13 protein-coding genes are annotated in these 12,752 nt (G+C 32.9%); 1 reads left to right on the forward strand and 12 read right to left on the reverse strand.

Annotation, left to right across the window (positions count from 1 at the left end):
* Positions 1-8 precede the first annotated feature (8 nt).
* The gene (gene yyaC / locus D612_RS0117195) at positions 9-623 is read left to right on the forward strand and encodes a spore protease YyaC (protein WP_017756745.1); all 615 of its coding nucleotides are present in this window, start codon (positions 9-11) and stop codon (positions 621-623) included.
* 51 nt (positions 624-674) lie between these two features.
* Here the strand turns inward: yyaC and D612_RS0117200 are convergent, their stop codons facing one another.
* From D612_RS0117200 to rpmH, 12 genes are all read right to left on the reverse strand, one after another.
* Entirely contained in the window at positions 675-1,388 is a 714-nt protein-coding gene (locus tag D612_RS0117200) for a DUF554 domain-containing protein (protein WP_017756746.1), read from the reverse strand.
* Positions 1,389-1,402: 14 nt separating this feature from the next.
* A complete protein-coding gene (locus tag D612_RS0117205) occupies positions 1,403-2,560 on the reverse strand; it encodes an aminotransferase class V-fold PLP-dependent enzyme (protein ID WP_017756747.1) in 1,158 nt (385 codons plus the stop codon).
* 110 nt (positions 2,561-2,670) lie between these two features.
* A complete protein-coding gene (locus tag D612_RS0117210) occupies positions 2,671-3,513 on the reverse strand; it encodes a ParB/RepB/Spo0J family partition protein (protein ID WP_017756748.1) in 843 nt (280 codons plus the stop codon).
* Positions 3,506-4,267 (reverse strand): ParA family protein, encoded by a 762-nt coding sequence (locus D612_RS0117215; protein ID WP_017756749.1) that lies wholly within the window; start codon positions 4,265-4,267, stop codon positions 3,506-3,508. Before D612_RS0117215 ends, D612_RS0117210 begins: the two co-directional genes overlap by 8 nt.
* 169 nt (positions 4,268-4,436) lie before the next feature.
* A complete protein-coding gene (gene noc, locus D612_RS0117220) occupies positions 4,437-5,309 on the reverse strand; it encodes a nucleoid occlusion protein (RefSeq protein WP_017756750.1) in 873 nt (290 codons plus the stop codon).
* A 248-nt stretch (positions 5,310-5,557) separates the two neighbouring features.
* Positions 5,558-6,274: a 16S rRNA (guanine(527)-N(7))-methyltransferase RsmG gene (rsmG, locus tag D612_RS0117225; RefSeq protein ID WP_017756751.1), complete on the reverse strand. Its 717-nt coding sequence runs from the start codon at positions 6,272-6,274 to the stop codon at positions 5,558-5,560.
* A 133-nt stretch (positions 6,275-6,407) separates the two neighbouring features.
* Positions 6,408-8,288, reverse strand: coding sequence for a tRNA uridine-5-carboxymethylaminomethyl(34) synthesis enzyme MnmG (mnmG, locus tag D612_RS0117230; protein WP_017756752.1), 1,881 nt, complete (start codon positions 8,286-8,288; stop codon positions 6,408-6,410).
* A gap of 35 nt (positions 8,289-8,323) precedes the next feature.
* Positions 8,324-9,700 (reverse strand): tRNA uridine-5-carboxymethylaminomethyl(34) synthesis GTPase MnmE, encoded by a 1,377-nt coding sequence (gene mnmE / locus D612_RS0117235; RefSeq protein WP_026092564.1) that lies wholly within the window; start codon positions 9,698-9,700, stop codon positions 8,324-8,326.
* Positions 9,701-9,942: 242 nt separating this feature from the next.
* Complete coding sequence (gene jag / locus D612_RS0117240; protein ID WP_017756754.1) at positions 9,943-10,566, reverse strand: RNA-binding cell elongation regulator Jag/EloR; 624 nt, start codon at positions 10,564-10,566, stop codon at positions 9,943-9,945.
* A complete protein-coding gene (gene spoIIIJ / locus D612_RS0117245; RefSeq protein ID WP_017756755.1) occupies positions 10,563-11,330 on the reverse strand; it encodes a YidC family membrane integrase SpoIIIJ in 768 nt (255 codons plus the stop codon). Before spoIIIJ ends, jag begins: the two co-directional genes overlap by 4 nt.
* A gap of 234 nt (positions 11,331-11,564) precedes the next feature.
* Positions 11,565-11,906 carry a ribonuclease P protein component gene (gene rnpA / locus D612_RS0117250; protein ID WP_017756756.1) on the reverse strand — a complete coding sequence of 114 codons (342 nt, stop codon included), beginning with the start codon at positions 11,904-11,906 and terminating at the stop codon, positions 11,565-11,567.
* Between the two features lie 74 nt (positions 11,907-11,980).
* On the reverse strand, positions 11,981-12,115 hold the full coding sequence (gene rpmH / locus D612_RS0117255; protein WP_017756757.1) for a 50S ribosomal protein L34: 135 nt from the start codon (positions 12,113-12,115) through the stop codon (positions 11,981-11,983).
* Between the last annotated feature and the right edge of the window lie 637 nt (positions 12,116-12,752).

The raw sequence follows: 12,752 nt of genomic DNA on the forward strand, positions 1-12,752 counted from the left end.
TGAATACTATGAATCTAAAACCAAAGTTTTTCGAAAAAAAAGAACCCTCCTCATACAGAATCTCATTTGAAGAACAAAACGCCCCTTTATATATAGGACAAAACTTAGTAAAGCTTTTACCAACATCATTAAAAAAGCCTATAATAATTGCCTGCATTGGTACTGATCGATCTACGGGTGATGCTCTCGGACCATTAATCGGTAGTTTATTGCAAGAGAAGCAAATACCCCATTTTCATGTTTATGGGACACTAGAAAATCCTATTCATGCTGTTAATCTTGAGGATCAAATGAATGAGATAAAAAAAATGCATATTCATCCTTTTATTATTGGTATTGATGCTTGTTTAGGAAGGTTAAAAAGTGTTGGTGATATCACTATCAATGAAGGTGCTTTAAAGCCAGGGGCGGGTGTCAATAAACAGCTTCCCCCTGTTGGTGAGGTACATTTAACCGGGGTTGTAAATGTCAGTGGATTTATGGAGTTTTTTGTTTTGCAAAATACAAGATTAAATTTAGTTATGAAAATGGCTCGTACGATTGCAGATGGGATTGTTGAAGCTGATAAATTATTACAGTTGCAAAAAATTGAGACAATATACAAAAGACCCCTTCTATTTTAGGATAGAAGAGGTCTAGTTTTTTGGCTATTGTGCTTTAACACAGCTATTTTTTTAAAAAAGGATGGTCCAAAAATATTGCGCGGTTACAATTATTGCTACAACTAAAATTGCCGGAAGCATATTTGCTACGCGGACACGTGTTATTTCAAGCATATTTAATCCTATAGCTAGAATCATAATACCACCTGTGGCTGTCATTTCAACAATGAATGAATCCATAATGGGTTGAGGAATCCATTTATCAATTTGCGTCGCAAATAAAGCTATCGCACCTTGATAAATCATGACTGGAAATGCCGAGAATAACACACCAATCCCAAGAGTGGTTGCTAATACTAAACTCGTAAAGCCATCTAGTAAAGACTTTGTAAAAAGAACACTATGATCATTACGCAAACCACTATCTAGCGCACCGATAATCGCCATTGCACCAATAGCAAAAATTAAGGTTGCAGTTACGAATCCTTTTGCAATTCCTCCTTCTTCCTTTGCACCCATCTTTACCTCTATCCAACGCCCTAACGCATTTAATTTACGATCTAAATCGATTACTTCACCAATAATGCTTCCAAATAATAAACTTAAGATTACAATTAAATATTGTTCACTTTTAAATCCCATTTGTATTCCTAATATAACAACAGCTAACCCAATTGATTGTAAAACTAAAGTTTTAATTTTTTCTGGAATGCGGTGAAGAAATTTGCCGAAAAAGGTTCCAAAAATAATCGCAATTCCATTCACAATTGTTCCTAATAAAACCATGTACACTACTCTCCCTAAATTAAATATCCTGCTCTAATTTCCTCAATTGCTTGTACAAATTTTTCAACTTCTTCTAATGTATTATAAATACCAAAGCTTGCACGTAGTGTCCCTCCTATTTCGACTGTACCTATTGATTGATGAGCTAGTGGGGAACAATGTAATCCAGCCCTTACAGCGATTTGGTAATGTTGGTCTAAAATCATTGCTACTTCTTGGCTATCAATTCCTTCTATATTAAATGATATAACAGCTAAACGATTAGAAGCTATATCAGGACCGTATATACGAACACCCTCAATTTTATTAAGACCTGTAAGACAAACTTCAGTTAATGTTTGTTCATGTTTAAATATTTGATCAAGGCCCGTTTTCTCAATAAACTTTAATCCTTCTAAAAGTCCTACTATCCCAGGTGTATTCAATGTTCCGCTTTCAAGCCTTTCTGGTAGTTCACTTGGTTGTTCAATTTGTTCTGATTGTCTTCCTGTTCCGCCAGTTACTATTGGCTTTAATTCAATATTATTGTTTACTAACAACGCTCCTGTCCCCTGTGGTCCCATAAGTCCTTTGTGCCCTGCAAACGCCAGTAGATCAATTCCCATTTCAGTCATGTTAATTGGTAATATTCCTGCCGTTTGTGAAGCATCAACCATAAAAATTAAATTTTTCTTTTTAGCTATTGCACCTAATTTTTCAATTGGGATAATTGCACCTGTTAAGTTAGAACCGTGTGTAACAATCAATAATTTTGTTGTTGGTTTAATTGAATATTCCAGTTGTTCAAAATTAATTTCACCATTACTAGTCGGCTCAATATATGTAATTTCAATACCTTTTACACGTTTTAAATATTCTAATGGTCTACGAACAGAATTATGCTCATACGAGGTTGTAATTATATGATCTCCAGATTCCAATGACAATCCTAGAATTCCTTGATTTAACGCTGCTGTTGCATTTTGTGTAAAAATAACATGACGTGGATTATGAAGTCCAAAAAAGTTGGCTAACTTAACTCTTGTATCATATATTTTAGCAGCGGCCTTATTTGCCAATGTATGGCCACCTCTGCCGGGATTTGCACCATATTCATTTATTGCTTCAGCTACAGCCTCTGCTACTTCCTTTGGTTTAGGAAATGATGAAGCTGCCTGGTCAAAATAAATCACTGCCATTCCCCCTCTTTAGTTGTAGAGAAAAAGAAAAATAAACCACCTTGTGATGGCTTATTTTACATTATATTGCTATTTATTTCGATAGGCAAAAAATTATTTTACTATCATTCATCTTCTAATAATTCAAGAATACGATTTAAATCATCTGAAGAAAAAAATTCAATTTCAATTTTACCTTTATTTTTATTTTGTTTTATTGTAACTGGTGTTCCAAAAAAGTCGCGAAGTCTTGATTCCTGCTGCTTTATAAATACATTCTTCTGTTTAATTTTCTTTTTTGTTTCACGTGGAACATTTTCATTTAATTGTTGAACAATCAATTCTAATTGTCTTACATTTAAGTTTTCTTTTTTTATTTTTTCTACTAAAGGCAACATCTTACTTTTGTTTTTTAATCCTAAAAGTGTTCGGCCATGACCCATTGATAATTCTCCATGTTCGATTAGTTTTTTTACCGATTCCGGCAAAGTTAGTAATCGAAGATGGTTTGCTATATGAGGGCGACTTTTTCCTAGGCGATTTGCAAGTTCGTCTTGTGTTAACTTCAGTTGTTCTATCAAGGTCTGGTAAGCAAGTGCTTCTTCAATTGGATTTAAATCCTCTCGCTGAAGATTTTCAATTAATGCAAGCTCCATCATTTGTTGTTCTGTGTAATCTCTAATAATAACCGGAATCGTTTCAAGATTTGCTTCCTTAGCCGCCCTAAAACGTCTTTCCCCTACAACAATATCGTAGCCTTTAATACTTTTGCGAACAACAATCGGCTGTAGAATTCCATGACTTTCAATTGACTCTTTCAATTCCTTAATAGATTCCGGATCAAACGTTTTACGAGGCTGATATGGATTTGGTCGACATTCCTTTATCTTAATTTCCTGAATTTGATCAGTTTGTTCTAGTACCTCTGGAAAAAATGCACTTAATCCTTTCCCCAATCCTTTAGCCATTAGAAATCACTTCCTTTGCAAAGTCTAAATATACCTCTGCTCCTCTTGATTTTGGATCATAAAGAATAATTGGTGTGCCGTGACTAGGTGCTTCACTCAATCTTACATTACGCGGAATAATAGATTGATAAACTTTATCTTGAAAATATTTTTTAACTTCATCAATAACTTGAATTCCTAAGTTTGTTCTAGCATCTAGCATTGTTAATAATACACCATCTATTTGTAATGAGTGGTTTAAATGTTTTTGTACTAATCGTACAGTATTTAACAGTTGACTAAGTCCCTCTAACGCATAATATTCACATTGAACAGGGATAATTACTGAGTCTGCAGCTGTTAATGCATTAATCGTTAATAAACCTAATGATGGCGGACAGTCAATAATAATATAGTCGTAATCACTTGAAATTGTTTCAAGTGCTCGTTTTAGTCTTACTTCTCTTGAAATAGTTGGAACAAGCTCTATTTCGGCCCCGGCAAGTTGAATTGTTGAGGGAATGATAAATAAATTTTCGACATTAGTGGGATGGACGACTGTTTTTGCCTCACCATCTTCTACTAATACATCGTAAATACAGTGGTCAACGTCTGCTTTTTCAACTCCACAACCACTCGTTGCATTACCTTGAGGGTCGATATCGACAAGTAATACCTTTTTACCTAAATAGGCAAGGCATGCACTTAAATTAACAGATGTGGTTGTTTTTCCAACCCCACCTTTTTGATTAGCAATCGCTATTATTTTCCCCACGGTGTCTCACCTACCTTTTAAAAAGAGGAATGATATTTTGGCTTTGTTATATTTTTTAATAGATTTTTTTCATACTAAACTATTTTATCATGAAACTTTGTTATTTTTGTTTAAAAAATAAAAAACCCATCTATTTTTTTTGAGATGGGGATCATGATCCGTTATAAATCTATTTTTTTGGTATTTTAATTGTAAATTGAATAAAATCTTCATGTTCTTCTTCTTGACTTTCAATCTTCATTCCACTGCTTTTTACCATTTGTAATGATTGTCGAATAGTATTCATCGCAATCCTTGTATCTTTACTAAATGCTCTTCGTTTTACTTTTGGCTTTTTAACCTTTTCTTCAAGCAGCTTTACAATTCTCTCTTCAGTTTGTTTTACATTAAGATGTTTTTCAATTATTTCCGAAACTAATTTTTCTTGAAGCTGAGGGTCCTTTAAAGCAATCATTGCGCGAGCATGCCTTTCAGTAATTTGCTTTTTTAATAGTGCTTCCTGAACCGTTTCTGGTAATTTCAGTAGTCTAAGTTTATTTGCAACGGTAGATTGCCCCTTACCTAAACGTTGAGCAAGAGCTTCTTGTGTTAAATTATGTAGCTCTAACAATTTCGCATAAGCAAGGGCTTCTTCTAATGGAGATAGTTCTTCTCTTTGTAAATTCTCTATTAAAGCAACAGAGGCTGTTTCTGCATCATTAAAGATTTTTATGATTGCAGGTATGGTATCCCAACCAAGCATAGAAACTGCTCTCCATCTTCTCTCACCAGCAATAATTTCAAATTTATTTTGATCATATTCTCTTACTACAATTGGTTGTATGATACCGTGTGTTCGAATGGTTTGTGCAAGTTCTAATATTTTTTCATCATCAAAAACAGTTCGTGGTTGAAAACGATTCGGGATAATATTATGAATGGGAATCCGCTTAACTTTTTCATAATCTTTTATTAATTCATCACTTTTTTCTATCATTACTTCTTCCATTGGTTCATCAACTTTATCACCAATGTTAAAAAAACGGGAAAAAGTATTTTTCATCTTCTTTCACCACCTTTTTTATACGTTTAAGAATGTATAAAATTGCAGCAAAGATGTATTTCGATGTAGTGCAGTTTTAAAAAATAAATAAAAGCGCAACTACGCCTCTGTCTTCGCCTTTAAGGCTCGCCTATTTTGCGAGTTTTCTTTTAAACCACAACAAACTAGAAACTAACATTAATAGTTAGTTCTCTACCGTACTTAAATATTCCTGCATGTTCCACGTGAAACATTGCGATAATTTAAACTTAACAAATAGGATTTTTATTTGGTGTACCAGGCTTTCTCGGGTATTGTTTAGGTGTGTTCTTTTCTTTTTGTATAATGACAATATTCCGTTCACTATTTTCTAATGGTAATTGAAAGTTTTGTATATTCATTATAGTTCCACCTAAAATTCGGATTGCCTTTTCACCAGCATCCATCTCTTCTGTTAGGTTAGCACCTTTCATTCCAATAAAAAACCCTCCAACTTTTACAAGTGGCAAGCATAATTCGCTTAATACTGTCATTCTTGCAACTGCTCTTGCAAGAACGATATCAAATGATTGTCTCATTTGAGGTTTTCTTGCAAATGTTTCGGCACGATCATGGTAAAACAAAACATCTTCTAGCTTTAGCTGTGAAGCTAATTCATTTAAAAATGTAATTCGCTTCTGTAATGAATCTACAATTGTAATATTTAGATGAGGAAAACATATTTTAAGAGGGATACTTGGAAAACCAGCTCCAGCACCAACATCACACACTTTATATTTCTTTGTAAAATCAAAATAGAATGCAGCCGTGATTGAATCATAAAAGTGTTTTAAATAAACTCCTTGTTGATCTGTTATGGCTGTTAAATTCATTTTTTCATTCCACTCGACTAACAGTTTAAAGTATAATGCAAATTGATTTAATTGTTCAGATGTTAAATTTATACCTTTTTCTTTAAGACTGTTTTGAAATAATTGTATATCCATTTTTGCTCCCCTTTCTTAAGGGTTCTGTTAAACTAATTGATGAAATTCGCTATAATCTGCTCCCTTTCCGCGGACTTTCGCTCATTTCATTTCCATAATTAATCAACAGCGCTTATTTAAAAGCTAAAATTATTTAAATTCGGGCTATTCTTCCTTGTTCTAGATACACTAGTAGTATTGATATATCCGCCGGATTTACCCCTGAAATTCGTGATGCTTGCCCGACCGAAAGCGGTCGAATATCCTTAAGCTTTTGTCGTGCTTCAGAAGCTATTCCATTAATTGCATCGTAATCTATATCCTCTGGTATTTTTTTATGCTCCATTTTTTTCATCCGATCCACTTGTTGTAAAGACTTCTCAATATAACCGGAATATTTGATTTGAATTTCAACTTGTTCTATTATCTCTTCATGTAATTGTTCCATACCAAACCCTAATAGTAAAAGGTGATTATAAGTAATTTCAGGCCGTTTCAATAAATCTGCCGCTCTTACTCCATCTTTTAATAAACTTCCACCGAGATCTTGAATTAGCTGTTGAACTTCTTCATTTGGTTTTATTATTATACCTTCAAGTCTAGCGATTTCTTTTTCAATTTGTTCCTTTTTATTCATAAATTTTTGGTACCGTTGTTCTGATATTAAACCTGTTTTATAGCCAATTTCAGTTAGACGAAGATCAGCATTATCGTGACGAAGTAATAAACGGTATTCCGCTCTTGAAGTAAGCAATCGATATGGATCAATTGTGCCTTTTGTGACTAAATCATCAATTAAGACTCCTATATATGCATCAGAACGCTCTAGAATAACTGAATCTTTATTTAATACTTTACAAGCAGCATTAATTCCGGCCATTAAACCTTGTGCAGCTGCCTCTTCATATCCAGACGTACCATTAATTTGCCCAGCAGTAAATAAATTTTTTATTATCTTAGTTTCTAATGTAGGCCATAATTGTGTAGATCTTACAACATCATACTCAATAGCATAGCCAGCTCTCATCATTTCAGCCTTTTCTAATCCAGGTACAGAATGAATCATTTCTACTTGTACTTCCTCAGGTAAACTTGTTGAAAGTCCTTGGATATACACTTCTTCCGTGTTTCTTCCCTCTGGTTCGAGGAAAATTTGGTGACGAGGTTTATCATTAAAGCGTACAATTTTATCTTCTATTGATGGACAATACCTCGTTCCGATTCCTTCAATCATCCCTGAATACATTGGTGAACGATGAAGGTTCATATTAATTATTTCATGTGTTTTAGGGCTAGTATAAGTTAACCAACAAGGAATTTGATCGGTAATAAATTTTGTTGTTTCAAATGAAAAAGCACGTACTACATCATCACCCGGTTGTATTTCTGTTTTACTATAATCGATCGTTTCACTTTTAATACGTGGGGGTGTTCCGGTTTTGAATCGAGCTAAACTAAAACCTAATTCCTTTAAGTGATTTGACAATTGAACTGAAGGACGCTGATTATTTGGTCCACTTTCATAAGCTAAATCACCGATTATAATTTTTCCTCTTAAAAACGTACCTGTTGTAATAATAACTGTTTTCGAATAATACATTGCTCCTGTTTCCGTTATTACACCTTTACATTCATCATTTTCGACGATCAATTTATTAACCATGGCTTGCCTTAAAATTAAGTTTTCTTCTTTTTCTAACGTATGCTTCATTTCATTTTGATATTGTGATTTATCAGCTTGTGCTCGTAATGCTCGTACAGCGGGACCTTTCCCCGTGTTTAACATCCTCATTTGAATATGAGTTTTGTCAATATTACGTGCCATTTCTCCGCCTAAAGCATCAATTTCGCGGACAACAACACCTTTTGCTGGACCACCAATTGATGGATTACAAGGCATAAATGCTACCATATCTAAATTTAAAGTAAGTACTAGGGTTTTTGCACCCATTCTTGCTGCAGCCAGTCCAGCTTCACATCCAGCATGCCCCGCACCAACTACGATTACATCATATGAACCAGCATTATACTCCATAAAATTTATAGCCTCCTAATGAACAAACATAAAACTTATTTCCCTAAACAAAATTGTGAAAATAACTGGTTTATTAAACTTTCATGGACTGAATCACCAATGATTTCCCCTAATATTTCCCATGTTCTAATTAAATCAATTTGAACAATATCGATTGGAACCCCTTCATCAATTGCAATAAGTACATCATCTATTGCCTTTTTTGCCTGATTTAACAACGCAATATGGCGTGTATTTGACACATATGTTATATCCTTAGCATCAATTTGTCCTTTAAAAAATAAGCTTGAAATTGCCTCCTCTAATTGGTCAATTCCTTCTTCCTCTTTTATTGAGATTGAGATAATTGGATTTTTATTTGCAAGCTTTTTAACCCCATCGATACTTATTTTTGCTGGTAAATCAGATTTATTTATTATAACAATAACGTCCATTCCTTCAACAACTGTAAATAATTTTATATCCTCTTCCGTTAATGGTTCTGCATTGTTTAATACTAATAAAATTAAATCTGCTTCTTTTAAAACCTGTTGAGATCTTTCTACACCAATTTTTTCCACAATATCTTCCGTTTCTCTAATTCCGGCTGTATCAACTAACCTTAATGGCACACCACGAACATTTACATATTCTTCAATCACATCTCTGGTTGTGCCAGGAATATCCGTCACAATTGCTTTATTCTCATGAACTAAACTATTTAATAAGGATGATTTTCCTACATTCGGCCGACCAATAATAACAGTTGATAAACCGTCACGTAATATTTTCCCTTGTTTTGATGTTTCTAAAAGCTTATTAATTTCTCCTTTAATATGTATTGACTTCTCTTTTAATAATTTATGAGTCATTTCTTCAACATCATCATACTCTGGATAATCAATATTTACCTCTATATGGGCTAAAGTTTCAATAATAATTTGTCGCAAACTACGTATTAATTGTGAAAGTCTTCCTTCCATCTGCCCAATTGCGACATTCATTGCACGGTTTGTTTTTGCTCTAATTAAATCCATTACTGCTTCTGCTTGTGATAAGTCGATTCTACCATTTAAAAATGCCCTCTTTGTAAACTCTCCTGGTTCAGCTAATCGTGCCCCTTGATTTAATACTAGTTGTAATACTCGATTTACAGAAACTATGCCACCATGACAATTAATTTCAACTACATCCTCACGAGTAAACGTTTTTGGAGCTTTTAATACAGAAACCATTACTTCCTCAATTTTTTTATTTACATCAGGATCTATAATAAAACCATAATGAATAGTATGGCTTTCTACCTCTTTTAAATTTTTTCCTTGAAAAATAGAAGCTGCAATTGAAATTGAATCAGGTCCGCTCAATCTAACAATTGCAATTGCACCTTCCCCCATTGGCGTTGAAATTGCAGCAATCGTATCCATATCTATTCACCTCACTTATAATATTTTTTAAAATCAGTCAATTTTTTACCTTTAATTACACATTATTAAATTATCCACTGTGGATAACTTTTTATTTTTTAACTTCCTTCTTTATCTTAAATAATAAAACTAGTTTATCTTATCCACAATGTGGAAAGCAACTTTTAGTATAATAAAAAAGCACGGAAAACGTGAAATCTTCACATTTCCATGCCAATTAATTATACTTTTTCATAAAAGCTATACCATTATTCTGGAACAATCACTACATGGCGATTAGGATCGACACCATCAGAAATGGTCGATATACCATTCACATCAAATAAAACAGTATGAATGATCTTTCTTTCAAATGATGGCATAGGCTCTAATACTACTTTTGTTTTTGTTTTCATTGCTTTATTTGCTAATCGCAACGCTAAATTTTCTAATGTTTCCTTGCGGCGCAAACGATAATCTTCTGCATCAACGACAACTGTCAAATATTCTTGAGAATATTTATTTGCAACCAATTGAACTAAATATTGCAAGGAATTTAATGTTTGTCCACGCTTTCCAATCAAAATGGCGATTTGTTCACCTGATATTTTGAAGGTTACTTCTCTTCCATTTCTAGTAGTATCAATATTTGCTGTAATTCCCATGCTTTTTATAACACTTTCAAGGAAGGACTGAGCCTCCATCATTGGATCAAATTTAACTGTAAGCTTCACAATTGCTGGCCTTGACCCAAAAACTCCAAATAATCCTTTTTTACCTTCATCAATAATTGAAATATCTACCTTTTCTTTCGACACTTTCAAATCATTTAATGCAGATTCAATTGCCTCATCAACTGTTTGTCCTGTACCAGTGGCCGTTACTTGTTTCACTTTTTTGCTCCCCCTGTATTTTTTGCCTCAATTTTAACTGGACTTTTAATAAAATACGTTTGAACAATCATAAAAATATTACCAACAACCCAATATAGTGATAATGCAGCTGGGAAAGAAACTGCAAAAACAATGATCATGATTGGCATTATATACAACATCATTTTCATTTGCGGATTATCATCCATACCCGCCATTGACATTTTTTGTTGTAAAAAAGTTGTTGCACCTGCTATTAAAGGCAAGATAAAAAATGGATCTTTATCACCAAGATCAAACCATAGGAAATTATGATTTGCAATTTCTTGTGTTCTCATAATGGCATGATAAAAACCAATCAAAATTGGCATTTGAATAAAAAGTGGAAAACATCCAGCTAACGGATTTACACCATGCTTCTGGAATAATGCCATCGTTTCTTGTTGCAGCTTTTGTTGAGTTTTTTGGTCCTTTGATGCATACTTTGCTCGAAGCGCTTGCATTTCTGGTTGAATAGCTTGCATAGCTTTGGAATTTTGTGTTTGCTTTATCATTAAAGGTAAAATAACTAAGCGAATTATAATTGTAACAACTATAATAGATAATCCATAACTATTTCCTAGTAATTCTGCAAAATAAACAATTAACCAAGACAAAGGATAAACAAAATACTTATTCCAGATTCCTTCACTTTCTGCAGTTATAGGTACATTTATTTCCGTACATCCTGATAAAACCGCTAAAAGACCAACTATGGTCATTATTAACGCGATTCTTTTTTTCAAACCTTCTTCCTCCTCTTTTCACCAAGTTATATATGTAAAAAAATCTATCACAATTTTACATTTACTATATAACACTACTTTATGAAATCTTTGTAATATAATCAACATATTCCTCATTATTATCAATAAAGTAACTGAGTTTTCACTTATAAATACTAAATATGTTGATCTTCAAACTAATATTTACTACGTTTCATTGTAGTTTTAAGTTTCATCATTATAATCATTTATACATTATTTTTTAAATGCTTTTGCTATTTTTAATACATGAATCAGACTTTTTTTTGTTTCAAAAAAATCCATTGTAGCTGTAGGCATCCTAGCAATTATAACATAATCAACATCTTGTTTAAGTTCTTCTCTTAAATCTTGAATAGCTTGTCTTATATATCTTTTAATTTGATTTCTAACAACAGCTTTTCCAATTTTTTTACTAACTGATAAACCAATTCTCAGTTGTGTTTGACCTGGTTTATCCAACATATAAATTACAAATTGCCGATTAGCGACAGAGCTTCCACTTTTAAAAACTTCTTGAAATTCTTCATTTTTTTTTATTCTATTCCTCTTGTTCATATTCTTTCACTCCTGTTTAAACAAACAGTCGAACATAGTTAGCTAGAAAAAAAACCACTGATCTTTTCAGTGGTCTATGCTGATAATACTTTTCTTCCTTTGCGACGACGACGAGCTAGAACATTACGTCCGTTTGCAGAGCTCATACGGCTACGAAAACCATGTACCTTTTTATGTTTACGTTTATTTGGTTGATACGTACGTTTCATTTTATTTGCACCTCCCTGAGGAAAAACTCTAAAAAGACAGTCTTACTAATTATAGTTAAGCAAAACTATATTGTCAAGATTTCTTCAATTTTTGCATATAATGATTGCTTTTCTAGCCTACAATAAAGTTTACTACTATTTCAAGAACATTTTATCAACATGTGGATACTTTTTTCGACAATTTTTATTTATTTATAATTTATCTACACCCTTTACACAAAATATAGTAGTGTGGATAAATAAAATCCACAAGGTGTTGTAATTGTGGATAAGTTTGTAAAACCCATTGCAATACAAGGTTTTTTTTGATATTATAGTTGTGTTTTCCTCTTCTTTTAAATTCATATTATCCACAAATGTGGACAACATGTGGATGACTTTATCAACATCAGTTAAAAACTTTGTCCACATTTCTTTATTAAAGTCGAATAAACCACTTTTCTACTATATTATTATTTTATTCACTTATATTGTGGAAAAATGGCGGTTGACGTCGTACCGCCTTTATTTAATTTGCCCTCAATTATTTAGTTGAGGTGTTTTTTACTAATTGATTTAGATAGGCTCTACTAATAAGTATCCCTATTATTTAATTATTATTCATTTTTAAAGTGTATATGTACTTATACATACTACT

Origin of the sequence: Calidifontibacillus oryziterrae (assembly GCF_000331575.1) — a bacterium.
In the GTDB taxonomy this organism is placed as follows: Bacteria; Bacillota; Bacilli; order Bacillales; family Bacillaceae_J; genus Calidifontibacillus_A; species Calidifontibacillus_A oryziterrae.

Excerpts from the sequence above, each read along its gene's own strand:
- rpmH (WP_017756757.1), bottom strand. The coding sequence starts at position 12,115 with ATGAAACGTACGTATCAACCAAATAAACGTAAACATAAAAAGGTACAT.
- mnmG (WP_017756752.1), bottom strand. The coding sequence starts at position 8,288 with ATGGAGTATAATGCTGGTTCATATGATGTAATCGTAGTTGGTGCGGGG.
- rnpA (WP_017756756.1), bottom strand. The coding sequence starts at position 11,906 with ATGAACAAGAGGAATAGAATAAAAAAAAATGAAGAATTTCAAGAAGTT.
- noc (WP_017756750.1), bottom strand. The coding sequence starts at position 5,309 with ATGAAAAATACTTTTTCCCGTTTTTTTAACATTGGTGATAAAGTTGAT.
- D612_RS0117210 (WP_017756748.1), bottom strand. The coding sequence starts at position 3,513 with ATGGCTAAAGGATTGGGGAAAGGATTAAGTGCATTTTTTCCAGAGGTA.
- rsmG (WP_017756751.1), bottom strand. The coding sequence starts at position 6,274 with ATGGATATACAATTATTTCAAAACAGTCTTAAAGAAAAAGGTATAAAT.
- D612_RS0117200 (WP_017756746.1), bottom strand. The coding sequence starts at position 1,388 with ATGGTTTTATTAGGAACAATTGTGAATGGAATTGCGATTATTTTTGGA.
- yyaC (WP_017756745.1), top strand. The coding sequence starts at position 9 with ATGAATCTAAAACCAAAGTTTTTCGAAAAAAAAGAACCCTCCTCATAC.